General features: G+C 63.4%; 21 protein-coding genes. 8 read left to right on the top strand and 13 right to left on the bottom strand.

The genetic code is table 11. From position 1 onward, the window contains the following. Positions 1 to 8 precede the first annotated feature (8 nt). The 5 genes from ACZ0AJ_RS03385 (at position 9) to ACZ0AJ_RS03365 (ending at position 3,512) form a co-directional block, all read left to right on the top strand. The gene (locus ACZ0AJ_RS03385; RefSeq protein ID WP_499453883.1) at positions 9 to 500 is read left to right on the top strand and encodes a TPM domain-containing protein; all 492 of its coding nucleotides are present in this window, start codon (positions 9 to 11) and stop codon (positions 498 to 500) included. Positions 501 to 544: 44 nt separating this feature from the next. Continuing rightward, entirely contained in the window at positions 545 to 1,312 is a 768-nt protein-coding gene (locus tag ACZ0AJ_RS03380; protein WP_499452748.1) for an SDR family NAD(P)-dependent oxidoreductase, read from the top strand. A 569-nt stretch (positions 1,313 to 1,881) separates the two neighbouring features. Beyond that, positions 1,882 to 2,187: a hypothetical protein gene (locus tag ACZ0AJ_RS03375; protein WP_499453881.1), complete on the top strand. Its 306-nt coding sequence runs from the start codon at positions 1,882 to 1,884 to the stop codon at positions 2,185 to 2,187. Between the two features lie 112 nt (positions 2,188 to 2,299). After that, positions 2,300 to 2,725, top strand: coding sequence for a VanZ family protein (locus ACZ0AJ_RS03370; RefSeq protein ID WP_499452746.1), 426 nt, complete (start codon positions 2,300 to 2,302; stop codon positions 2,723 to 2,725). Between the two features lie 217 nt (positions 2,726 to 2,942). After that, complete coding sequence (locus ACZ0AJ_RS03365; RefSeq protein ID WP_499452745.1) at positions 2,943 to 3,512, top strand: hypothetical protein; 570 nt, start codon at positions 2,943 to 2,945, stop codon at positions 3,510 to 3,512. Positions 3,513 to 3,766: 254 nt separating this feature from the next. On the opposite strand, the gene ACZ0AJ_RS03360 is transcribed toward ACZ0AJ_RS03365, so the two are convergent. The 9 genes from ACZ0AJ_RS03360 to ACZ0AJ_RS03320 all read right to left on the bottom strand — a co-directional run bounded on the left by ACZ0AJ_RS03360 (position 3,767) and on the right by ACZ0AJ_RS03320 (position 13,803). Beyond that, positions 3,767 to 5,578: a glycoside hydrolase family 2 protein gene (locus ACZ0AJ_RS03360; RefSeq protein ID WP_499452744.1), complete on the bottom strand. Its 1,812-nt coding sequence runs from the start codon at positions 5,576 to 5,578 to the stop codon at positions 3,767 to 3,769. Beyond that, a complete protein-coding gene (galK, locus tag ACZ0AJ_RS03355; RefSeq protein ID WP_499452743.1) occupies positions 5,565 to 6,680 on the bottom strand; it encodes a galactokinase in 1,116 nt (371 codons plus the stop codon). Before galK ends, ACZ0AJ_RS03360 begins: the two co-directional genes overlap by 14 nt. Further along, complete coding sequence (locus ACZ0AJ_RS03350) at positions 6,677 to 7,780, bottom strand: M24 family metallopeptidase (RefSeq protein WP_499453878.1); 1,104 nt, start codon at positions 7,778 to 7,780, stop codon at positions 6,677 to 6,679. Before ACZ0AJ_RS03350 ends, galK begins: the two co-directional genes overlap by 4 nt. After that, positions 7,777 to 8,871 carry a galactose-1-phosphate uridylyltransferase gene (gene galT / locus ACZ0AJ_RS03345; RefSeq protein ID WP_183549818.1) on the bottom strand — a complete coding sequence of 365 codons (1,095 nt, stop codon included), beginning with the start codon at positions 8,869 to 8,871 and terminating at the stop codon, positions 7,777 to 7,779. The genes ACZ0AJ_RS03350 and galT overlap by 4 nt, the downstream gene beginning before the upstream one ends. A gap of 790 nt (positions 8,872 to 9,661) precedes the next feature. Further along, complete coding sequence (locus ACZ0AJ_RS03340) at positions 9,662 to 9,862, bottom strand: GNAT family N-acetyltransferase (protein ID WP_499452741.1); 201 nt, start codon at positions 9,860 to 9,862, stop codon at positions 9,662 to 9,664. Between the two features lie 425 nt (positions 9,863 to 10,287). Beyond that, entirely contained in the window at positions 10,288 to 10,560 is a 273-nt protein-coding gene (locus tag ACZ0AJ_RS03335) for a WapI family immunity protein (protein ID WP_499456714.1), read from the bottom strand. Between the two features lie 871 nt (positions 10,561 to 11,431). After that, entirely contained in the window at positions 11,432 to 11,566 is a 135-nt protein-coding gene (locus ACZ0AJ_RS03330) for a hypothetical protein (RefSeq protein ID WP_499452740.1), read from the bottom strand. A 113-nt stretch (positions 11,567 to 11,679) separates the two neighbouring features. Next, on the bottom strand, positions 11,680 to 11,925 hold the full coding sequence (locus ACZ0AJ_RS03325; RefSeq protein WP_499452739.1) for a hypothetical protein: 246 nt from the start codon (positions 11,923 to 11,925) through the stop codon (positions 11,680 to 11,682). A 237-nt stretch (positions 11,926 to 12,162) separates the two neighbouring features. Beyond that, positions 12,163 to 13,803 carry a dipeptidase gene (locus ACZ0AJ_RS03320; RefSeq protein WP_499452738.1) on the bottom strand — a complete coding sequence of 547 codons (1,641 nt, stop codon included), beginning with the start codon at positions 13,801 to 13,803 and terminating at the stop codon, positions 12,163 to 12,165. A 23-nt stretch (positions 13,804 to 13,826) separates the two neighbouring features. Between ACZ0AJ_RS03320 and ACZ0AJ_RS03315 the strand changes: the two genes are divergently transcribed. Beyond that, positions 13,827 to 14,693, top strand: coding sequence for a pirin family protein (locus ACZ0AJ_RS03315; RefSeq protein ID WP_499453874.1), 867 nt, complete (start codon positions 13,827 to 13,829; stop codon positions 14,691 to 14,693). Here the strand turns inward: ACZ0AJ_RS03315 and ACZ0AJ_RS03310 are convergent. Further along, on the bottom strand, positions 14,679 to 15,062 hold the full coding sequence (locus ACZ0AJ_RS03310; RefSeq protein ID WP_499452736.1) for a hypothetical protein: 384 nt from the start codon (positions 15,060 to 15,062) through the stop codon (positions 14,679 to 14,681). The genes ACZ0AJ_RS03315 and ACZ0AJ_RS03310 overlap by 15 nt on opposite strands. Before the next feature lie 261 nt (positions 15,063 to 15,323). On the opposite strand from ACZ0AJ_RS03310, the gene ACZ0AJ_RS03305 reads away from it, so the two are divergent. Both ACZ0AJ_RS03305 and ACZ0AJ_RS03300 read left to right on the top strand, forming a co-directional pair. Beyond that, on the top strand, positions 15,324 to 16,349 hold the full coding sequence (locus tag ACZ0AJ_RS03305) for an asparaginase (RefSeq protein ID WP_499452735.1): 1,026 nt from the start codon (positions 15,324 to 15,326) through the stop codon (positions 16,347 to 16,349). A gap of 140 nt (positions 16,350 to 16,489) precedes the next feature. Beyond that, entirely contained in the window at positions 16,490 to 18,091 is a 1,602-nt protein-coding gene (locus ACZ0AJ_RS03300; RefSeq protein ID WP_499452734.1) for a methyl-accepting chemotaxis protein, read from the top strand. A 19-nt stretch (positions 18,092 to 18,110) separates the two neighbouring features. Here ACZ0AJ_RS03300 and ACZ0AJ_RS03295 read toward each other — a convergent pair whose 3' ends face one another. From ACZ0AJ_RS03295 to ACZ0AJ_RS03285, 3 genes are all read right to left on the bottom strand, one after another. Continuing rightward, entirely contained in the window at positions 18,111 to 18,968 is an 858-nt protein-coding gene (locus tag ACZ0AJ_RS03295) for a hypothetical protein (protein WP_499452733.1), read from the bottom strand. 88 nt (positions 18,969 to 19,056) lie between these two features. Then, entirely contained in the window at positions 19,057 to 19,752 is a 696-nt protein-coding gene (locus ACZ0AJ_RS03290; protein ID WP_499452732.1) for a fumarylacetoacetate hydrolase family protein, read from the bottom strand. 82 nt (positions 19,753 to 19,834) lie between these two features. Beyond that, complete coding sequence (locus tag ACZ0AJ_RS03285) at positions 19,835 to 22,651, bottom strand: GAF domain-containing protein (RefSeq protein ID WP_499452731.1); 2,817 nt, start codon at positions 22,649 to 22,651, stop codon at positions 19,835 to 19,837. Positions 22,652 to 22,883: the final 232 nt, after the last annotated feature.

Below are 22,883 nucleotides of genomic sequence, written 5' to 3'. Positions count from 1 at the left end.
CACAAAAAATGACACGCGCGTGGCGCCACGCCACCAGTAGCGCGGGCGAAGCGCGGCGCGCTTTTCCTGAAACAACACTGACGGCCATTGCCGAGGCCATCGATGCCGGCGAGCGCACCCACCGCGGTGAGGTGCGCCTGATCGTTGAGAAGGCCCTGCCCTTCGACGCTGCCTGGGACGGCATCACCAACCGCCAGCGCGCGCTCGCCCTGTTCGCCGACTACGGCGTGTGGGACACCGAAGACAATTGCGGCGTGCTCATCTATGTGAACCTGGCCGAGCACAAGGTCGACATCGTGGCCGACCGGGGCATCGACCGCAAGATCGACGCCGCCACCTGGCAGGCGGTGTGCCGCACGATGACTGCAGGCTTCAAGAACGGGAAGTTCCATGACGCCACGCTGGCGGCGGTGGCGCAGGTCAACGACCTGCTGCACCAGCACTTCCCGGCCAGCGGAGAGCGCACCAACGAATTGCCCGACCGGCCCATCATGCTCTAGCAGCAGTAGAATGGCGGCTTTTGCCACAGCGTCGAAAGCCCGCCATGAAACTACATCAGAAAATCGCCATCGTCACCGGGGCCAGCCAGGGCATTGGCCTGGCCTGCGCCGAGCGCCTCGTGCGCGAAGGCGCGCGCGTCATGCTCGTCGATATCCGGCCCGAAGTCGAGCAAGCCGCTGCCAGCCTGGGCGACGCAGCCCGCGCCTACCGCGCCGATGTCGGCATCAAGGTCGAGGTCGATGCGATGATCGCGGCCACGCTGGCCGCGTTCGGCCGCATCGATATCCTGATCAACAATGCCGGCGTGACCCACGCGGCCGAATTCCTCGACCTGCACGAGGACGATTTCGACCGCGTGCTGCGCATTAACCTGAAATCGATGTTCCTGTGCAGCCAGGCAGCGGCGCGCGACATGGTGGCGCGCGGCGAAGGCGGCTGCATCATCAATATGTCGAGCGTGAATGCCGAGCTGACGATCCCGAACCAGGTGCCGTACGTGATCTCGAAAGGCGGCGTCAACCAGCTCACGCGCGTGGCTGCGATCGCCCTGGCCCAGTACGACGTTCGGGTGAACGCCATCGGCCCCGGCACCATCCTGACCGAGCTTGCGAAAAAGGCGGTGCTGGGCAGCCCGGAAGCGCGTCACACAATCCTGTCGCGCACGCCGCTGGGCCGCTGCGGCGAACCGGAAGAAGTCGCGTCGATCGCCGCCTTCCTGGCCAGTGACGATGCCTCGTACATGACCGGCCAGACCCTGTACGCCGACGGTGGCCGCATGGCGCTGAACTACACGGTGCCAGTGCGTGATTGACACGTCGCTGGTCTTTTTTGAGAGATATTGACGGATCACATGTCTGGTATCCGAAAACGCAATTGGACGCTGGATCGCTGAATCCCTATAGTTACACCTGTCTCCACTATTCTCCTCCAAGAAAATAGTTTCAAGCCCGCACAGCGGGCTTTTTTTTTGCCTGAACGGTTTGCCCGGTCCACGTCATTTGCGACCGTATTGTCATAAGCCCAATTCTGTCATCACATTTCCTACCGTTCCATCCGAACCTTGATGACGGTCACTGACCCGTCACATTCCCTGCCTATACTCGAATGCACCTGACACACACGTAACCGATATGCGTGGTGCCAGCAGGTGTGGAGCGCCCCGTGCGCTGCACACCAACCCGGTTTCTGCACTCTTGGCCCGTTCTCGGGTTCTGCCCGCCCAGTGCGGGTATTTTTTTCGGCATTGTCGCAACTTGGGCCAGAAAAAATTGTCTATGTGCTTGAAGCCGTCTTCAATAGGGCTATCATGAAGCTGCGACGTCCCACCTTGTCCAGCGGGTGGTGACCGCGTACAACGAAACGACCACGGGAGATTGTCCGATGAGTTTACGTGTACCAGAAACATCGCTTTCGCCAGACAGTTGCCGCCGCCATCAGGAGTCAAGCGACCTCGTTCTCAGCGAACTCAATCCGCGCGCCGTGGTCGACGATATCGATCGCGACAGCGTCCCCCTCAATCTGCTTACGTTCGGCAGCGTCCGCGAAGTGTGTCCCAAGTGCCGGCGGGCACACTTGAAACTCGTGTTGCGACAGGCGAGCGTGCGCGTGGCGCACCTGTTCTGCGCCGACTGTGCCAGCTGTTTCGACGCCCATTACGCCGACGGCGCCCCGGCACTGACGATTTGACGCACGTCGCGGCGGGCAGCCAGCGCACGGGCCGGCGGCAACGGGCACACAAGGTGCGCCCGGCATGGTAACGTTGACGTTTGCCCCGTCACCGTACTGTCACCACGTCGCCATGCCAGCCCTGTCTCCCCTGTTGTACGCCGAACCCCGTCACCGCCGTGCCATGCATGCTGCGGCACTGCTCATTTTTACCTGCATCGTGATCGCCGGCTCGGTCCCCGGCGCACGCGCCGAGGTGGGTGAATACGCGTCCGGCATCGTGCTGCACAGCCTGGCCTATGCCGGCCTCGCGACGCTCTGGTTCCTGGGCAGCACCGGCAGCACGCTGCAACGCGCGCTCAAGGCGGTGCTGGCCATTGCACTGATGGGCGCTTTCGACGAGGGCGTGCAGCACTTCCTGCCGTACCGCTCGGGCACGGTGCGCGACTGGCTGGTCGATGTCAGCGCCGCGACCGTCGCAGCAACAGCTCTGGGCGCACTGCTTGCGCGCATCCCGATGCCGCAGGCGTCCGGCCGCAACCCCGCGCGGCCGGGCTGACAGTGTTGTGACGTTCCAAAATAGAAGCGACGTTCTGGACATTACTGCGACTACTGAGGGTAAAGTAGCGAAGTCGATCGCTTCTTGCTGAGTTACATTGGCCGCGATGATCTTCAGCTTCTGGCCAGAAGCGGACAGTAGAACCAGCGATAGGTGCTACGGTAACCACGTCCCAGCTGAGCTACCGTAGTCTGTGCACGTCCCGGGAGTCGATGTCATGTTCGGTAAAGTTCTTTTGGCGCTTGTCGCGTTAAGCACGACTTCGGCACAATCCGCGACGCTGGATTTTTACGATGTCGCTCGTCTTGTCTACCCGGATAGCAAATCTGTATTCGCAGGCATGCAGATTGACGCCTATATCCCAGACGCGTCGTTAGTCCGGACGATTGATGAATTTATCGGTATCCCTGGAGATGAAGAACCAGTCCAGTTCGGGACATACGCCATGATTGAAGGGTGTCGCCGCCAGAGCTGCATGGAGAAGGCGGCAATTATCGTCGACATGCGCTCACGCAGTGTGGCTGCTGTTGCGTTACGAAATTACGAGTGCCGGCATGTTGTACTCGACGACAGTGATATTGCAGCCATGGCGCGTGACTCTCGCAAACGCCCACCCGTGCGTTGCAACGACGAGCCCATGCTGGACATCTATGTAGTGCGACGCTCTCTTAAATTACCTGGTCTCCAGGACGAGCGCGAACAGCTTGCCCAGTTACGTAAGTGGGGCAGCAAAGTCGGGCACCAAGGTGAACGGGTGAAGATCCTGGCACGCTACAAATCGCCTTGATGCAAGACGTCGTCAAGTCCGCTATGGGTCTTGCATTCAACCGGTCGACAGCCGCATCTTGCGTCGCGTCTGTTTCAGAAATTCACAGAGTCGCGGCCCGCGTCAACATGACCACACGCCCGCCCAGGTCTGATAAAACCATCTGTACCGGTGAAAAAGGCCACATGCGCTGACGCGACATGTGGCCTTTTGCTTACCGCATTACCTGACTGCCTCACCAGGCAGACCCTACCGGCCCTGCCCTGCCTCAGCCGTTACGGCGTGCCAGTATCCTTGCCCTCTTCCAGCGCACGCTGGAACAACGGAATATTGCGCGTGGCGGCGCTGATCACATCCAGCGGCAGTTTCGGTGAGCGATCGGCGTTCAGCAACCCATTGGCTTCCTGGAACGTGTCCGTGAACTGCGTGTAGCAGAAACCACTGAACATGAACGTCTCGTTGACCACCTGCAGCAGGCGCCGGTACTGCTTCAGATAGCTTTCTGCCGTGTGCGCGCGGCTATAACCCCAAGTGGTTTCGTCCGGGTTCGGCGTCTGCTTCGGATCGTACGCGATGCCACCGAATTCCGTCAGCACGATCGGCTGGCCGCGATGCGGGAAGCCATCGAGCGTCAGGATGCGACCACCGGGGCGGCGCTGATCGAACAGCGTGCGCACCGGGTCCGTGACGGCGTAGCGCGCCAGCACTTTCTCGGGGTCGCTGTCGTAGTCGTGGATGCCCAGGATGTCCGTGGCCGACGCTTCCCAGCCATCGTTGCCGATCACGGGGCGGGTCGAGTCGAGCGTGCGTGTCAGGTGGTACAGCGCCTCGACGGCATTGCGATGCGCTTGCGTGAGCGTCAGGTTCGGCACGCCCCACGACTCGTTGAAGGCCACCCAGACGATGATGCACGGGTGGCTGTAATCGCGCTCGATCGCCTCGGTCCATTCCTTGACCATGCGCGTAATGGCGCGCGGGCTGAACCGGTAGGCCGATGGCATTTCTTCCCATACCATCAGGCCCAGCTTGTCGGCCCAGTACAAAAAGCGCGGGTCCTCGATCTTCTGGTGCTTGCGTACGCCATTGAAGCCCATCAGCTTGGCCAGCTCGACGTCGCGCTTCAGGTGCTCATCGGACGGGGCCGTCATGAACGATTCCGGCCAGTAGCCCTGGTCCAGCACCAGGCGCAGCTGGTACGGGCGGCCATTGAGCATGAAGCGGTCGCGGTTGATCGACACCGAGCGCAGCGCCGTGTACGAGCGAATGCGGTCCAGCACGACGTCGCCTGCGCGCAGGGTCACTTCGGCATCGAGCAGGGTCGGACGTTCGGGGCTCCACAGGATCTCATTGCGCGAATCGTCGATGCCCGGATCGGACAGCGCGATCTTGCGGTTCGCTTCGCCGCCCAGCAGCTTGTAGTAATCGTCGGCCAGCAGCTGGTCGCCGTGCCAGATCTTGACTTCGACAAACAGCTCTTCCTGGATGTCGCCGGTGGCGAATACTTCGCAGCCGATTTCGTAGGTCTCGAACACGGGCGTCCAGCGCAGCTTCTGGATATACGTTGGCGAGACCTGCTCGAGCCAGACCGTTTGCCAGATGCCGGTGGTGCGCGGGTACCAGATCGAGTGCGCCTCGAGCAGCCAGTCCTGCTTGCCGCGCGGCTTGGCCAGGTCGGCCGGATCGTCCTCGACCCAGACCGTGACGACCTGCTTGCCATCCGCGTTCAGGGTGCCGGAAATATCGGCGGAAAACGGCGTGTGCCCACCCTCGTGCTCGACGACCAGCTGGCCATTGACCCAGACGCGCGCGCTGTAATCGACCGCGCCGAAGTGCAGGATCGTGCGCCCATCCATGGGCATGACCTCGAATTCGCGCTGGTACCAGACGAAGCGGTGAAAGCCCGTGTCTTCGATGCCGCTCATCGCGGTTTCCGGTGCAAACGGCACGGTGATCTCGTGCGTCCACTCCTTCACGTCCGACGGCAGCGTGTAGTGCCCTTCGTCATCGAAGCAGAACTGCCACGTGCCGTTCAGGTTCTGCCACTGGTCGCGCACCAGTTGCGGACGCGGATATTCAAACTGATTCATTCTTGTCCTTTCTGTCAGTTGGCACCGGAATCAGGATGCGTCCCTGGACGTCATTGCCTGGTCCATGATGGTCGTGATACGCCGCCAGCGCGGTGGCGGCTGCTTCTTGCGCCTGCCCCTTGCGGCACAGGGCGACGCAGGCGCCGCCGAAGCCGGCGCCGGTCAGGCGCGCGCCCAGTACGCCGGGTGCAGCGCGCAGCGCCTCGCACAGGACGTCGAGCGCGCGGATCGAGACTTCGTAATCGTCACGCAGGCTCGCATGCGATGCGTTCATCAGTTCGCCGAAGCGCTCGGCATCGACGCCCTGGGCGGCCTCGAGCACGCGCAGGTTTTCCTGCACCACGTGGCGGGCCCGTTCGCGCAGCGGCGATGGCAGCGTCTCGACCGAGGCCGGGTCGACCACGTCGCGCAGCGCCGTCACGCCCAGGATGCGCGAGGCTTCTTCACATTCGGCGCGGCGTTCGTTGTACTTGCTGGCGGCAAGCGTGCGCGCCACGCCCGAATCGATCACGATCAGTCCGGTGTCCGGCGGCAGTGCCGACAGATGATGTTCGAGCGTGCGCGCGTCGATGAACAGCATATTGGTTTCATCGGCCAGGCTCGACGCCATCTGGTCCATGATCCCGCAGTTCACGTGCGCGTACTCGATTTCGGCGCGCTGGGCGATGCGCGCCAGCTTGACGTCGTCGAGCTCGAACCCCAGCAGCGCGCGCATGGCGCGCAGCGTGGCCACTTCAAGCGCAGCCGACGACGACAGGCCCGAACCCACCGGCAGATCGGTTTCGACATATACGCGCAGCGGCGGCACCTCGATGCCTTCGGCCTGCACGAGGCGGATGCAGCCCTCGATATAGCTGCCGAAGCCCTGCGGCGCGCTGCTGTCCTTCGCGAACGTGACGGTCGCGTCGAAATTGGGTGAATAAAAATGGAAGTGGTCATCGCCACTGCGGCTCATGGCCACCAGCGTGCGCTGGGGCGTGGCCACAGGCAGCATGAAGCCGTCGTTGTAGTCGGTGTGTTCGCCCAGCAGGTTCACGCGCCCCGGGGCTGACGCGTTCACCTCGGGGGCGCCGCCAAAGAAGGTATCGGTCGTGATGGTCATGCGTCCACCTCCAGCCAGAGCGGCCGCTGACGGCCCTGGATATCCACCGACGGCCAGGCCGGGTCGAAGGTCAGGTTTTCGAGTCCGTCGGGGCCCAGCAGGAATGTATCTTCGATCTTCATACCGTTATAACTTGGATTGAACGCAAATGCCATGCCCTGTTCGAGCTGCGTGGCGGTGCTTGGGGTGGCCACGATCTCGCGCGCCAGGTAGCCGGTGATGCCGCCCTGGTGGTGCTCGCGGATCGCATCCTCGACGTCGGCGTGGTGATAGGCCTGCGCCAGCGCGTGATACACCGACGACAGCGATTTGCCCGGCGCCACGGCCGCCAGGCCGGTGGCCTCGACTGCCATCAGCGCGCGCTGGGCAGTTGGCGCCGAACCTGTACCGCCAAAGCTCACGAAACGCGTCAGGTTGGCATACAGGCCGTGGCGGCGCGCGCAGAACACGAGCATGGCGCGCTCGCCGATCGGCTCGTGCGACGGCGTCGCGTGGCGAAACAGCGGCAAACGCCGCGCACCTGCCACCAGCACCAGCGCCGGATGGATGCCACGGCGCCACAGCGCGTCCGCGCCGGCGCCGGCCAGTTGCTGCTCGGTCCAGTCGGGGCGCGCGCGGTGCAGCACTTCGGTCATCGCTTCGGCCGCTTCGCGCCCCAGCAGGCGGTAGCGCGCCTGCTCGGCGTCGCCCAGCACCAGCTTGCGCTGACGCAGGGGCAGCGGCAATGGCAGTTCGTCGGCCTGCGGGCGGTCCGACAGCACTGGCCGACCCTCGGCCGCGGCCAGCACAAAATGCTCGCGCAGCTCGGGCTCGGCCCATGGTTCGATATGAAAGCTGAACCCGGCCGGCACTTCTTCGAGGCGCAGGCGCTCGCCTTCGATCTGGTCGGTCAGCACGCAGGCGTCGCCCGCTGTGACCAGCACTTCGGCAATGCCGGTGTCGGTGGTGTGCAGCACGGCGCTCGAGCCGCCCGCCGTGACCCACGCGAACCAGTCGGTGCCGCGCAGGCGCACCGCGCCGGCGCCGCTGGTGGCAAGGGTGGCGCGCAGCAGCGCGAGTTTGTCGGCGACCTCCTGGGCACGCATATCGATGTCCGTCATGCGCCCTCCTCCAGATCGATCTCGACCTGCTGCAATTCGTAGGCCGTGGTCTCGGGCAGCACGTCCATCGCGAACATGCCGGCAGCCAGCTCGGTGCCGGCCAGGTATTTCAGGCGGTCGCGCGTGCGGTACGGCGGATAGAACTGGGCGTGCAGCTGCGTCTCGGGATGCTCGGCGCCGTCGGTCGGCGCCTGGTACCACGCCATCAGGTACGGGAATGGCCGGTTCCACAGCGTCTCGTACTTGAGCAGCACGGTCTTGAGCGCGCGCGCCAGCGAGTCGCGCTGCGGCGGCGTGAGCGCCGCGAAGTCCTTGCACGGTGCGGTCGGCATCACCCACACCTCGTACGGATAACGGGCGCAGGCCGGCACGAAGGCAATGGCGAAATCGTCCTGGTACAGCACGCGCTTGCCATCGGCCGCTTCGTCGCGCGCCATGTCGCACAGCATGCTCGTACCGTGCTGCTGATAGTAGTCGCGCTCTTGCGCGAGCATGCGCGCCGGGACCGACGGCACGAACGGGTACGAGTAGATCTGGCCGTGCGGATGGTGCAGCGTCACGCCCACTTCGGCGCCGCGGTTCTCGAACGGCAGCACGTACTGGATGTGCGGCAGGCTGCCCACGCGCGTGGTGCGATCGCCCCAGACCTGCAGCAAGAGCGCGATACGCGACAGCGGCAAGTGGGCCAGCGCCGTGTTCGGATCCTGCGTGAACACGACCACTTCGCACTGGCCATTGGCCGGCGCGGTCTGCACCGTCACCGACGGCGGATCGTGCGATTCGAGCGCCAGCGAGGGGAAGCGGTTGTCGAACACGGCGATCTCGTAGTCGCCAGCCGGCATCTCGGTGGGATTGGCAGGATCGATCGTCGGCGCCAGCGGGTTGTACTGGGGCGGCGGCTGATAAGTGCGGTTCTGGCGAAACGCGGCGTAGGTCACCCACTCGCCGCGCAGCGGATGCCAGCGCAGGTGCGGGTTGGCGTGCTGGGGATCCGGAAACGGGCTGGGTGCAACGAGGCCATCGGGGATGGGCCGGTTGCTGTAGAGGGTAAGGTTGCGTCCGTCCGGTTTTTTGAGTTCTTTACTGTGCATGGCAATCAATAAGGTTCGGTCACATCCGGCGCGAACGCGCACGCCAACATCGACGCATTGGTGCGCTCGCGGCTGCAGGAGCTTGGCTCCAAGCCGATCCTATCATGCTGTATTTGCCACATTTTCTGCCCGGAAGCTGGTACTTTTCCAGGCGACAATACGGTAGCTGCATCGGGAAGACACAGCCCTTGGCATACAACGAGGATTTACAAGGGAGAGCGCCTCCAAGGGCACTCCATGGCGAGAGTATTGTAGTCCTGCGCCTACGGGAAAATTAGAACTTTTTACACTACCTGGCAGGACCCAAACCTACAAGTCAACTACGATGACGAGGGTGTCCGAATAGGGCCGCATTACCGAATTGGGCTGCATCTGTGACTTCCTGAAATAGACGCGACGCAAGGAGCGGATGTACCGGACGGCGTCTACCTGTTTTTGCGAACAGCTGTGACGATTTTTCGCTAACCAGCTGCGATTGATCCGGAGGGATATCGAAATCGCTGCGAACCATTTCGTCCCTGACCTGACAACTGATGTAACGCCACCGACGGAGAGGGATCGGGATCGGCTGCTTACGACCCCGACAGGACCTTACAAGGACGCTAACGGGACATTGAAGAGTGTGAATAAAGTTCGAAATCGTGCTTAAACAGCGCATAAATATGTTGGTCCACGAAAACACCGTTCAGGTATTCTTCTTGTCGTAAGGTCACCTCATGCATAAATCCCAATTTCTCGGCGCCCCCCTTGCTAGGCGCATTTTCTATCGCACACCGCAACTCTATCCTGTTCAGATTAGTGGTCCGAAGCAGAACCCGAGAAGTGTAGACACCGCTGAAGTGACTATGCCTCTCCCGGCGCATTGCCGATCAATAAAGTATCCAATCTTCGCTTTTTTATCCTCTCTGTCGATGTCCTTGAGGCGTATCGATCCGCATAATGCCCCTTCAACGAAAAGGTGCCACTCAAAGCGACCCTCGCAGGTAAGCACTCCTGAATTTCGTGTAGCCGCTCTCGTGCTTGCAGCTCCTCCAGCAATCCTGACGGCGGTGGTGACTTCTGAACATCAATACCAAGCGCCGGATACGCGTTGTGTATCGGAATCTCGCATGGCACGACCTGTACCGATGGGGCGCCAGAAAAGGAAAAGCTAACAACGTGGGTGCAGATAGCTTCCGTAGTTTCGTCCTCCCACGCGGGGGTGCATTTGCACTCGTGGACTCAGCCAAACCGCGTCAAGGATACGGCCAACCATCAACAATGCGTCCATCGTTCGCTCATTCCATCTAAATGCCCGATTGATCTTTTGACCGTCCCCACTTCGCACAACCAGCCGTTCATCTGAGCATCTCAGTTCACCAAGGCAGAAAAGTCGCGGACTGTCACGAAGGGCAGGAACGGATCCATTGCGGACCTTCACGTACAGCGTATTGGAAAGTCGTTCAACAACCGTACGCACTGGGATGAAAACGGTAGCAAGTAGCTTTGATCGATGGCAAAAGTGAATCGGTGTTCTTGAGTTAACTGATCCGGCGTGATTTGCACCTCCATCTCAACTGTGCCTAAAGGCCGCACCTTTAACGTCACACCAACTTCAGGTTCAATGCATACGAGTTTCGCCTCACTTTCCATATCCGCGAGCAACTTGTCTACAGCAAGCTGCCAATCGTAGATTTCGTTCGTGCGGATGAAGGCTCCTCATACCAGCACAGTTGCACCGTTCTCAGAGCAGATTGCTGTAGCGTTCAGCCAATTTCCGTCCCAGTAGTCGCCCGCATCCCGATACTGATATCCGTGCACCCAAAGCTTGAGGCCAGCAAGATGAAGATGTGGCTCACCTAGTTCGTCTATGTAGCGGTTCATTCTCAGTAACTTATCGGGTGAAATAGTCTCGGTGTAGATCCGCTTTTGGCCAAACCCGGCCGTCCACGTCAGCTTAGCAGGTTGCCAGGCTTGAAAAAGCACTGACTGTCACGACAGGCCGGTACCGACCCTTTGCGGACTTTACCTAGCTAGCTACTTCAACCGCTCAATGTTGCCGCCTTACGTCGCCGACTTCTACTCAGGCGGCCATGGCCGAATCGTGTGCCTTAGTTGATCTTCAAGCGACCAGCTCAAAGGGCGACCTTTGGAGCAAAACCAAGGACAACCCTTTGCGACCCACCGCTCATAGTGACCCACATTATCGACGTAGCCGTACTCGCAGCCACAGCAAAGACAGATCTCGAATGAGTGTCGCAGATCTTCCGGTGAATCAAATCCAAGACCAGGACCGTAGCCACAAACCGGACAGTAATCGATCACCATGACAATCCCATTTTTAGCTACGGATTTTCCAGCCTATTACCCAAAATGACACACGTTAGCTGAATAGTGGCAGACATTGCTAACGACCGCTTTTGGCCGAAGGCAGACGACGACCTATCTCACAGACGCTAATGTACGTCGTAGAACAACGCTAATGATTTAGGGTGCGAACGCCACAGGTGCTTTAGCCCCGCCGATGAGTGATAACAACGCCCAACTATAAATCTTTCTCGTCACTCGCGCCAACGCTCCCCTAATTAAGAATCAAGCTCTCGTTGCAAATTTTTCCATTTAGGTAAAGCCGGATTAGTATCGTTACCGGTCCCGACATAGGCATACCGCTTTCAAATCGGCTACCGCTTGATTGAGTAACTCCAAAACGCCCCAAAACGTTTCCTGACTCTCGCGCGAGCGTAACCGTAGGCGTCTGAGCTCATGCGGCTGGAGAGGCCATTGAGGAACGGTGACATGGGCTAGGCTACTTTGAGTGATTTGATCGGTTTAGCTTAAATCGTTCCGTAACTTGTTCCTCGCCTGCTCCAACAACACCAGGTAATCATGCCGGAACGGAGTCACGAGCTGCTTCTGGAGAGGGCCGAGCAAATTTGAAAGTGCTCGCTCCTCGGCCTGATCGACAATCGTCAGTTCGTTTGACTCCTCAAAGCGACTCAGAAACTCAAACAACACTAGTGCTTCGTCGGCACTCAACGAAATGTAGATCTCTGGCGTTTCGTCGTTTTTACTCATCTGTTTTTCCAATGGCGTCTCGAGAAGGCCAAGGTCCGCTCTTGGCCGAACCCGGACGTTCAGGCTAGCATAGCATGGTTGCCAGTTTGGCAATACCGAGGTGGCCGCGACAGCCCGGGATCGACCCATTCGTACCTCAAAGGCACGGCATTGCAGAAAACTCACGACACCGCACTTTGTACGCTCTAGTCTCAGATACGACTCATTCGGAAAGTCACAGCATCAGGCTAGCGTGCATCAGCGCGCCAGCTCGACCAGCACCGCCGTGTACATCTGCAGGTTCAGCAGCAATTGCTTGGTCGTGATGAACTCGTGCTCCGAATGCCCGGAGTACTTCTGGCCCGGCATCGATGGCCCGAAGCTGACGGCATTCGGGAACAGGCGCGAATTGGTGCCGCCGCCGATGGCAACCGGCTTGGCATCTTTCATGCCGGTGAAATAGGCAAAGGTCGCCAGCAGCGTCGGCACCTGCGGCGCATCGTTCAGCACCCACGGGTCGCGCACGCCGACCTTGACGTTGGTGAGCGGGATCTGGCGCGCCTGCCACTGGCTCAGTGCGGCGTTGATTTCATCGGTCAGCTGCACGCCCGTCTTGCCTTGCGGGCGGCGCACATTGATCGCCACTTCGATGCCGTCCTCCAGCTGGCGAATCACGGTCGGCTTGAACGTCAGCGGGCCCATGAACTTGTCGCGGTAGGCGATGTTGCCGGCGCCGCTGCCAAACTTCTCGCCGTAGTAGCCCGTGCCCACCATCTCGTTGAGGTAGTTGACGACGCCGCCGGCCGTCGTATTCGCCCACGGCCGCACGGCCAGCGCATCGGCCAGCATGCTCACGGCGTTCACGCCTTCCTGCGGCTTGGACGAGTGGGCCGACAGCCCCTTGGCGCGCACCGCCAGGTCCTTGCCCTGCCATGTGTAGGTGTAGGTCATGCCCTCGTGCTGCGCACCGCGCGCGCGGATCTGCCCTTCGATCTGCGGCGTCGCGTTGGCCACCAGCGCTTCGGCGTCTTCCGGAATCTGCGTGTTGAACGAGCCGCCCCCGAACGCGGCGATGTAGGCATCGCCCTCCACGGGCGCCTGTGCGCCGGCCTTCGGCACCGTCACGGCCACGAGGCCGCCGCCCTTCTCGGCCGTCACGACCGGATACTCGGCGTCGAGGGTGATGCTCATCTGCGGCGGCACGTGCGTCTTGAGAAACTCGGTCAGCGGGCCCCAGTCGGATTCCTCGCCCATGTACACGTACAGCTCGATGCGCTTGGTGAGCGGAATCTGGCGGTCGCGGATCGTCTTCATCGCATACAGCGCGGTGGCGATCGGGCCCTTGTCATCCTCGGCGCCGCGCGCGATCAGCTTGCCCGGCTCGCTCGTGCGGTCCAGCACGAACGGCGACTTCTTCCACTTGGTCGGGTCCACCGGCTGCACATCGCCATGGGTGACGATGCCGACGCGCTCCGTTCCCTTGCCCAGGCCGATGACGACCGTCCAGCCGTAATCGATGTAATCGAGCCCCATGCGCTCGGCTTCTGCCTTGAGCGTGGCCTTGAACGCGGCATGCACCGGGTTCTGGTCCGACGGATAGCGCGGATCGGCCACTGTGTTGAAGCTCACCAGCTTGGCCAGCGTGTCGACGACGTCGTTGCGGTAGGTGGCCACCGCATACTTGGCAGCGCTGACGGCAGCCTCGCTGGGCGCCGCAGCCGAGGATGCAGCAGGTGCGGCAGCCAGGACAGTGGATGAGGCCAGCAACAGGCTGGCAAGGCAGGCATTCTTGTACATACAGGGCCAATCTCCAAGGGTTGCAGACACGCAAAGGTCCAGCATAGCGTCTTCTGCCTCCGCTGTGAACGCGACGGCCACTTTCAGCGTATCGTTACGCATCCTGACTAAACGGCATCCTCACCATGACTGACAAGACCTTCCTGCGCGCGCACGCCGCGCTGCGCGACGACATCGGCGACCTGCTCACGCAGCGCCCCGTCCCTTCGCCCCAGCTCGACCAGATCGATCCTTTTCTGTTCCTGAATCACCACGGTCCGCAGACCTACGGCCCGCACAACCGTGGCCTGCCATTTGGTCCGCATCCGCACCGGGGTTTCGAAACCGTCACCTTCATCGTCGAAGGCATGCTGGCCCACCGCGACAGCGCCGGCCATGAAAGCGTGATCCACGCCGGCGGCATCCAGTGGATGACGGCCGGCAGCGGCATCGTGCACGCCGAGGTCTCGCCGCGCGCGTTTCTCGACACCGGCGGCCCGCTCGAGATCCTGCAGTTGTGGGTCAATCTGCCGTCGCGCCTGAAGATGACGACGCCCGCCTATACCGGCGTGCAGCAGGACCGCATCCCCGCGTTAGCGCTCGACGACGGCAAGGTCACGCTGAACCTGATCGCGGGCGCGTGGGATGGCAGCACGGGCCCGGTGCAGTCGCTGACCGGCGTGTTCATGAGCACGGTCGCGATGCAGGCCGGTGGCCGGCTGCGCATCACCGGCCTGCAAGGTCGCAACGTGCTGCTGTATGTGGTGCGTGGACGCATCGGCGTGGGTCACCACGGCGATCTCGCCAACGCTTACCAACTGGTGGAGCTAAGCACGGAGGGCGACGCGCTCGAGATCGTCGCCGAGTCCGGCTCGCTGCTGCTGTTCGGTCATGCCGATCCGATCGGCGAACCGGTCGTCTCGCACGGGCCCTTCGTCATGAACACCCGCGATGAAATCGCGCAGGCGATCACCGACTACCAGGCCGGCCGCTTCGGCTCAACGCTGGCTTGACGCCAGCACCCGGCCGCCATCGTCCTCGAGGTGCACCGTGTGCGGGAACGGTCCGCCGTTAAAGCGCACGCTCAGGTCCCGGCCGACTGCCTCGAAGCGGTCGCGGCCCACGTGGACGATTTCCTGCAGCCCGTCACCCAGGTCAACGTACAGCTTGCGGCTCTTGCCCGTCACGTGCAGCGTGCGCCCGTCGTCGAGCTTGTAGGCGCCCTGCATGCGCTTGTACATCAGCGGATCGATATAGACTTTCTTTGGCTGCGCAGCGTGCACGTTGACGACGTCGGGATTGGTTGCAGTCACTGGCTGGGCGGCACTGCCCAGCGAGACGGCAGCGGCGGCAGCGAACAAGGCGAGGTGGGAGAGGCGCATGATGGAAATTCCTTTCAGATCGGTGGCGAAGAAGTCCGTGTCGCCAGCGCTTCGTTGCCTGACGATGAAGCCAGTCTAGCGAGCCGTAAAACCCGTTCAAGCGCCAAGAGCATCAAGCGCCGGAAATGCGCGACGAAGTGCGCAATCGGCGGGGTGAACGGGAGGTGCATATATGAAAGCGCGCCTTGTTTCAACTGTGTGTCTGCATTGCGTAGGTATGTCGTACAGTAGGGTTCCTCCAACGCCAATGTGCCCTCTCCCATGCCAGTCATTCCCCTCGCCGCGACCACGCGCGGCTACCCCGACAGCGGTAACGTGATCGAGAACGTGCACCTCGGCTCGGTCGCCGTGGTCGACACGCACGGCCGCCTGTTGTGGTCCGCCGGCGACCCGGATTACCCGACCTTCACGCGCTCGGCGCTCAAGCCGTTCCAGGCCCTGCCCTTCATCCTGGCGGACGGCCCGGCGCGCTTTGGCCTCTCCGGCGACGAAGTCGCGCTGCTGTGCGCGAGCCATTCGGGCGAAGACAAGCACCTCGACGGCGTGAGCTCCATCCTCAACAAGATCGGGCTCGACCCCGGCCACCTCGAATGCGGCTGCGCGGTGCCTCTGCACTACGAGTTCACCGGCGGCAAGCCCCCGGCGGACGCGCACTGGACGCCACTGCACCACAACTGCTCCGGCAAGCACAGCGGCTTTCTGGCCTGGTGCCGCCTGCACGATGCGCCCACGGCACACTACGTCGATCGCGCGCACCCGCTGCAGCAAGCCGTGCGCAGCACGCTGGCCGACGCCATCGGCATGGCGCCCGACGCCATGCCAGTTGGCCTGGATGGCTGTTCGGCCCCCAACTACGCGATGCCGCTCAGTCGCCTGGCGCACCTGTACGCCCGCCTCGCGCACGGCCCGCAAGACCCGCAGCTGGGCGGCGCGATGGGCACGCTGCGCGACGCGATGATCGCCCGCCCCGATCTGGTCTCGGGCGAGGAGCGCACCGATCTGCACTGGATGAAGGCGGGCGGTGGCGACTGGGTCACCAAGATCGGCGCCGACGCCGTGCAGGCGATCGGCATCCGCTCGGCCGGGATCGGCATCGCGATCAAGATCGCCGATGGCAATGTGCGCGCGCTGCATCCGACCGTGTACGCGGTGCTCGACCAGCTGGGCCTGCTGAACGCAGCGCGCCGCGAGCTGCTCGAACGCTATCGCCAGCCTGTCATCAAGAACGCGCGCGGCGCCGTGGCCGGTGACATCCGCACTCTGTTCAAGCTGGCGCGTCAGGCATAAGCCAGATAACGCCGCATCCGGCTTGTGCGGCGTCATTACAACATGCTGTCTTCTTGCTATTTCATTTGAAGTTTAAAGGGTTGATACTTGCCGTACGGCATTTCCTCGGCACTCAATCCTTTCTTCAAAGTGATGACATCGTGTTAAAAAATCTACGTATCGGCTCCCGCCTCACCCTTGGCTTTGCCACGATGCTCGTCCTGTCGCTGGCCGGCACCTCGTTCGCCCTCTACACCACGCGTTCCAGCGCCGAGGCCACCCAGCAGATGATGCAAAAGCCGCTGACCAAGGAGCGCCTGGTTTCGGACTGGTATGTGCTGACCTATTCGGCCATTGCGCGCACCTCGCTGATCGCGCGCAGTACCGACAGCACCCTGTCGGCCGTGTTCGCCAAGCCGATCAAGGACAGCGTCACGGGTACCACGGTCATCCTCAAGAAAGTCGAAGCCCTGCTCGACTCGCCCGAAGAGAAAGCCACGCTGCAGGACATCCTTGGCCTGCGCAAGACCTACCAGCAGGCCAAGGAAACCGTGATGAACGCGCGCACGTCGGGCGACGCAGCCGCGGCGGAACAGGCCTATGAACAGGTATTCGCGCCAGCAGCGGCCGCCTATGGCGCCCGGGTCCAGAGCCTGCTGCAGATCCAGCGCAAGAGCATCGACCAGACCGCGCTGACCATCGAGGCGGCGAATCAACGCAGCACGCAACTGGTGCTGCTGCTGGCCCTGCTGTCGACGGCAATCGGCGCCGTGGCCGCCGTACTCGTCACGCGCAGCATTACCCGGCCGCTGGACGCCGCACTCGACGTCGCCGAAACCGTCGCCTCGGGCGACCTTGGCCACACGTTTGCGACCTACCCGAAAGACCAGGTCGGCGACCTGATGCGCGCGCTGGAAACGATGAACGGCTCGCTGGTGCGGGTGGTGTCGCAAGTCCAGCAAGGCACGAACGCCATCTCGACCGCATCGAGCGAGATCGCAGCCGGCAACCTCGATCTGTCGGCGCGCACCGAACAGCAGGCCAGCTCGCTCGAAGAAACGGCCGCCTCGATGGAAGAACTGACCGCCACCGTGCGCCAGAATGCCGACAATGCGGTGCAGGCCAACGGCCTGGCAAAAACCGCCTCGGATGTTGCGGCGCGTGGCGGCGCCATCGTCGGCCAGGTAGTCGACACGATGGGTTCGATCGACGCCTCAGCGCGCAAGATCGTCGACATCATCGGCGTGATCGACGGCATCGCCTTCCAGACCAATATCCTGGCCTTGAATGCCGCCGTGGAAGCGGCGCGCGCCGGGGAACAGGGGCGCGGCTTTGCCGTGGTGGCGTCCGAAGTGCGCAACCTGGCGCAGCGTTCGGCCGGTGCGGCGCGTGAAATCAAGGGCCTGATCGGCGACTCGATGACGCAGGTGAATGCGGGCACGGCGCTCGTGCAGCAGGCCGGCGCCACGATGGACGACGTGGTGGCCAGCGTAGCGCGGGTGACCGACATGATGTCCGAGATCAGCACCGCCACGCAGGAGCAGCGCGTGGGCATCAACCAGGTCAATGAAGCGATCGCGCAGATGGACCAGGTGACGCAGCAGAACGCGGCGCTGGTCGAGGAAGCCGCCGCCGCGGCAGCGAGCATGCAGGAACAGGCTGCGCAACTGGCGCAGGTGGCCGCTACGTTCAAGCTGGACCACGCCAGCGGTCGGACGCGCCCGCAACTGGCGGCGCGCGCCGTGCCGGCGCTGGCAGCTTAGTCGCTTACGACGCCGCCTGCTATGCCGCCAGCCGGCGCAGCATCGCGGCGATGGCGTCCAGCACCGCGTCATCGTCCCAGTAGGTATTGTGCGCCAGCGGATTCCAGCTGCGCAGCAACAAGTCCCCCACCCCGCCGCCGGCATTGATCGCGCGGTCCTCGACCAGTTCGCGGTAGCCGTTAGACAGCGGCTGCAGCGGCCAGCCCAGCACGTCGTCGGGATCATAGAAATTGATCCACTTGAACAGCGACGTGGGCGGCGCAATCGGGATGATGTGCATTTCCTGGTGCGCGGCCACAAAGATCGGGATATTGCAACCGGTGGTCACGAGCGCAACGCAGGTGCCGCCGCCGATGAACGCCAGCTCGCTCGCGGTCAGCGACCGGCCCAGCGTCGCACCGGCCCAGGCACCGATATCGCGCCAGATGCCCGCGCCGACCGGCTTGCCGGCGGCCGCCTTCTGCGCATCGTACAGATAGCTCGACAGCACCTGGCAGCCCAGCGAATGCGCGACGAACACGACCGGCATGCCGGGCCGCGCCGCGTGGGCCGACAACAGCGTGGTGGCGATCTCGCCCTGGGCCTGCTCATAGATCGAGCCGGGATCATCCTTGCTGTTTTCCAGCCCGGCGGCGTCGCCCAGGCCATACAGGACGAATTTGCGCAGCGCAGCGTAGCGCACCTTGCCGGTGGCTGCGGTGCGGTCCCAGACCAGGCGCTGGTTATCGTGCAGGATGCCCTGGTAGTAGACCGAGCGCATGACGACCTGGCTGGCCAGCGCATCCAGGCGGGTACGCAGCCCCGCCATCAGGCCGTCGGCATAGTCGGGCAAAGTCTCGCCCATGCCATGCACGGCTATCAATGCAACTTGTGTCATTGCTACCTCCCCACGTGCGCCGATATCCCTAGCGTATCAAATTTCGCATGTGTTGAGGCAGAACAAAGATTGTGGAGAGACCTGGCCCTTAGCGGGGCGCGATGGTCAGCTCGAACGTGTCGACGCCGTCGACGCCGCCGCGCACCTGGTCACCCGGCTGCAGCGCGCCGACACCGGACGGCGTGCCCGAATAAATCAGGTCGCCCGGCGCCAGCGTCACGAGGCGCGACAGCGACGCGATCACGTCCGCGATGGGCCAGATCATTTCATCGAGGTTGCCTTCCTGGCGCAGCGTGCCGTTCACTTCGAGCCAGATGCGCGCCTGGGCCGGGTGCCCCACGTCGCTGACCGGATGCAGTGCGCTGCACGGGGCCGATGCGTCGAAGCCCTTGGCCATGTCCCATGGCCGGCCGGCGTCCTTGGCCACCGCCTGCAGGTCGCGCCGGGTCAGGTCCAGGCCCACGCCATAACCCCACACCAGATCGAGCGCCTGCGCCGCGTCGATATCCTTGCCGCCGGCTTTCAGCGCCACGACCAGTTCGATCTCGTGGTGCATGTCGTTCGTCGATGGCGGATACGGCACCGCGCCGCTGGCCGGTACGATGGCATCGGCCGGCTTGGTGAAGAAGAACGGTGGTTCGCGATTCGGGTCGCTGCCCATTTCGCGCGCGTGCGCCGCGTAGTTGCGGCCCACGCAGAACACGCGGCGCACCGGGAAGCGCGCGCTGGAACCGGCGACGGCCACGGACGCCGTCTCGGGTGCGGTGATGACGAATTCGGTCATGCTCATCCTTTCATTGACAGGAGCATCATCATACTCCCGCCATGAAGGGCGGCAAGGCTCAGGCTCAGGTTCAGGTTCAGGTTCAGGCCGATGCGGCCGCGGCCTCGGCCTGCGCTGCCTGCGCCGCACTCGCGTCCAGGATGCGCACGAGCGCCGTCATGTCGACCGGCTTGACCAGGTGATGCACGAAGCCAGCCTCGAGCGCCCGTTCACGGTCCCTGGCCTGGCCATAGCCGGTCACGGCCACCGGTACCGTGGCCGCCATCTCGGGCAGCGCGCGCAGGCTCGAGGCCAGCTGGTAGCCATCGATGTCGGGCAGGCCGATATCGATCAGCATCACGTCGGGATGCTCGACGCGCGCGCGGCGCAGGGCCGAGGCGGCGTCGTATTCGACGGCGGTGGCGTGGCCCTGTACCTGCAGCAGCGTGGCCAGGCTGTCGGCGGCGTCCGTGTTGTCGTCGACGATCAGCACGCGCAACTGGCGACCCAGCGCGGCGCGCACCGGATCGGCCTCGGACGGCGGCGCATCGTCGGCATCACCCTCGCTGGCGCGCGCACTCACGCACGGCAGGCAGAGCGTGAACGTGCTGCCGCAGCCGACGCCATCGCTGTGCGCGGTGACCTCGCCATCGTGCAGGTCGACCAGGCGCTTGACGAGCGTGAGCCCCAGCCCCAGCCCGCCCTGCGAGCGGGCCAGCGTGCGCGCACCCTGCGTGAACAGGTCGAACACATTGGGCAGCAGGTCGGGCGGCATGCCGGAACCGTTGTCGCGCACTTCGAGCATCATGCGTCCGTCGCCCGCCACCAGGCGCAGCGCCAGCGTACCGGCCTTGGGCGTGTACTTGGCGGCGTTGCCGACGATATTGGCCACGCTCTGCACGAGGCGCGTCTGGTCGCCCCGCACGTACACGGGCGTCTCGGGCAGTTGCACCGTCACGTGGTGCGCTTTTTCCAGCACCAGCGGACGGGTCTGGTCGAGCGCCCCGTTCACGACATCGCGAAAATCAACCGTCGCCAGCTTGAGCTTGACCAGCCCGCGCGTGACGCGCGAGACGTCGAGCAGATCGTCGATCAGGCGGCTCATGTGCTTGACCTGCCGGCTGATGATGGAGCTGGTCTGGCAGATGCGCGGCTCGTTCGCGAACTGCATGCTGAGCAAACTGGCCGAACTGCTGATCGGCGCGAGCGGGTTGCGCAGCTCGTGCGCCAGCATGGCCAGGAATTCATCCTTGGTATGGCTCAGGCGCTCGGCCTGCACGCGCGCCAGGCGCTCGCTCTGCAGCAGCGCGTCGCGTTCGAGCGCCGACGTTTGCGCGATCTCGTACAGGTGCGCATTGTCCATCGCGACGGCCGCTTGTGCGGCGAGATTGGCGACGATGCGCTCGGTGCGTTCGGTGAACATGGCCGGTGCCGGGTGACCGAGGAACAGGCCGCCGAGCACCTTGCCCGATTGCGATATGACCGGCACCGCGAGATAGCTGCGCACGCGCAGCTGCGCCAGCGGCGTGCCGTCGGCCACCAGCGCAGCGTGCTGCGGATCGTACGTGATGTCGTCGCTGCGCACCGGCGCCCCGCCTTCGATCAGCGGGCGGAAGATGGCTGCCGTCGGGGGCGCGAGCCGGTCGAACTGCTCGCGCGACGCGCCCGACAGCGCGTACAGGCGCATCTGCTCGGGCACCGTGGCACCGATTGGGGCATTCACCGGATCGTGCAGCGGGGTGCCCCGACCGGCGGGATTGCAGAAGAACGCGCCGAAGCGCGCGCCACTCAGTTCGGCGCCGGCGTCGGTGATCGATTGGGCCAGCGTGTCGAGGTCAAGCGTCGAGGCCAGCGCGCGCCCGGCGCGGTTGACCGTCTCGAGGATGCGGCTCTCGTCGCGCAGACTTTCTTCGACGCGCGAGCGGCGCACCACTTCACGCGTATGGCGCGCCACGTCTTCAGCCAATGCCACTTCTTGTTCGGTCCAGTGGCGCGCCATTGGTTCGTGCAGGTAGAACACGGCGCACAGGCGCCCTTCTTCGATGATCGGCACCATCACCAGCGCCCGCGCGCCAATGGCGGCGTAGGCGGCGGCATGCGGCGCACTGCGTTCGTCGGCATCGACGTCGTCGATGCGCACGCTGCGGCCCTGGCGCAGCTTGGCATTGACGATTGGACCGAATGCGTCGAGGGGATGCGAGCGGCCGGCCAGGCTGGCCATGCGGCCACTGGTCCAGTCGCAGTCGATGCTGACGGTGCGGCCAGGGACGTCCACCTCGGCGTAACCCACGCGCGCCACGCCCAGCGTCTGCCCGGTCATGGCGCTCGTCGCGCGCATGATGTGGTCGGCGTCATCGAGGCCATCGAGCGCTTCGCCGAGCTTCTGGTGGAAGGCATGCCGGTAATCCGACAATACGTCGGACGTCGTTTCGGTGAGTACGCAATAGACGCCGGCCACCTGCCCTGCATGGCGCACCGGCGACAGCGACACGCAGAAAAAGCGCCGTTCGCGTTTGCCGTTGCGCTCGAATTCCATCAGCGCGTGCTGGAGCTGGGCGGACTCGCCAGCCAGGACTTCATCGAAATACGGCCGCATGCGGTCCCATAGCTCGGGGCGCACACTGGCATATGGGGCGCCGCGCGCCGCCGGGTGCTTGTCGCCCAGCAGGTCGGAATACGCGTCGTTGTAGAACAGGCGCAGCTCGCGACCGATCGCCAGAAACATCGGAAAGCGCGACGCCTGAATCAGGTCGGCGATGGCGCGCAGGCCTTCGGGCCAGGTATTAGGCTCGAACAGCGCGGGTTCAAACGGTGTGGATGGCGCGGCCAGGACTGGCGCAGGCGCGTCCAGCCCGTTACGGTCGCCGGACAGCGTGAGAGTGCCATCGACCATCGGCATGAAGCCGCTCAGATTACTCATCAGGAATACCCAGTGTGGTTCTTGCAAGGCTGGCGAGCTTGAAACCCTGAACATCTTGTCCTGCTTTACTGCATCGCCGCCAACATATTCTTGTTGGCGCGATTATATCGAGCAACCAAACGGGGCCGCGCCCGTTAGGCATGCGCCCAGGATGGCGCGTGGCGGGGATGCCACAATCCTGATGAACACTGCGCATGCCGCCGGCGGACGCCGGACGGCAGCGCACTGCCCC

The organism is Telluria sp. AC161, assembly GCF_979258535.1.
The sequence above is the reverse complement of the archived record's forward strand: the minus strand, read 5'-3'. Positions and strand labels throughout refer to the sequence as shown.

What these genes read in the sequence shown, in the direction of transcription:
- ACZ0AJ_RS03385 (WP_499453883.1), top strand. Translation starts at nt 9, where the DNA reads ATGACACGCGCGTGGCGCCACGCCACCAGTAGCGCGGGCGAAGCGCGG.
- ACZ0AJ_RS03380 (WP_499452748.1), top strand. Translation starts at nt 545, where the DNA reads ATGAAACTACATCAGAAAATCGCCATCGTCACCGGGGCCAGCCAGGGC.
- ACZ0AJ_RS03375 (WP_499453881.1), top strand. Translation starts at nt 1,882, where the DNA reads ATGAGTTTACGTGTACCAGAAACATCGCTTTCGCCAGACAGTTGCCGC.
- ACZ0AJ_RS03370 (WP_499452746.1), top strand. Translation starts at nt 2,300, where the DNA reads ATGCCAGCCCTGTCTCCCCTGTTGTACGCCGAACCCCGTCACCGCCGT.
- ACZ0AJ_RS03365 (WP_499452745.1), top strand. Translation starts at nt 2,943, where the DNA reads ATGTTCGGTAAAGTTCTTTTGGCGCTTGTCGCGTTAAGCACGACTTCG.
- ACZ0AJ_RS03360 (WP_499452744.1), bottom strand. Translation starts at nt 5,578, where the DNA reads ATGAATCAGTTTGAATATCCGCGTCCGCAACTGGTGCGCGACCAGTGG.
- galK (WP_499452743.1), bottom strand. Translation starts at nt 6,680, where the DNA reads ATGACCATCACGACCGATACCTTCTTTGGCGGCGCCCCCGAGGTGAAC.
- ACZ0AJ_RS03350 (WP_499453878.1), bottom strand. Translation starts at nt 7,780, where the DNA reads ATGACGGACATCGATATGCGTGCCCAGGAGGTCGCCGACAAACTCGCG.
- galT (WP_183549818.1), bottom strand. Translation starts at nt 8,871, where the DNA reads ATGCACAGTAAAGAACTCAAAAAACCGGACGGACGCAACCTTACCCTC.
- ACZ0AJ_RS03325 (WP_499452739.1), bottom strand. Translation starts at nt 11,925, where the DNA reads ATGAGTAAAAACGACGAAACGCCAGAGATCTACATTTCGTTGAGTGCC.
- ACZ0AJ_RS03320 (WP_499452738.1), bottom strand. Translation starts at nt 13,803, where the DNA reads ATGCGTAACGATACGCTGAAAGTGGCCGTCGCGTTCACAGCGGAGGCA.
- ACZ0AJ_RS03315 (WP_499453874.1), top strand. Translation starts at nt 13,827, where the DNA reads ATGACTGACAAGACCTTCCTGCGCGCGCACGCCGCGCTGCGCGACGAC.
- ACZ0AJ_RS03310 (WP_499452736.1), bottom strand. Translation starts at nt 15,062, where the DNA reads ATGCGCCTCTCCCACCTCGCCTTGTTCGCTGCCGCCGCTGCCGTCTCG.
- ACZ0AJ_RS03305 (WP_499452735.1), top strand. Translation starts at nt 15,324, where the DNA reads ATGCCAGTCATTCCCCTCGCCGCGACCACGCGCGGCTACCCCGACAGC.
- ACZ0AJ_RS03295 (WP_499452733.1), bottom strand. Translation starts at nt 18,968, where the DNA reads ATGACACAAGTTGCATTGATAGCCGTGCATGGCATGGGCGAGACTTTG.
- ACZ0AJ_RS03290 (WP_499452732.1), bottom strand. Translation starts at nt 19,752, where the DNA reads ATGACCGAATTCGTCATCACCGCACCCGAGACGGCGTCCGTGGCCGTC.
- ACZ0AJ_RS03285 (WP_499452731.1), bottom strand. Translation starts at nt 22,651, where the DNA reads ATGAGTAATCTGAGCGGCTTCATGCCGATGGTCGATGGCACTCTCACG.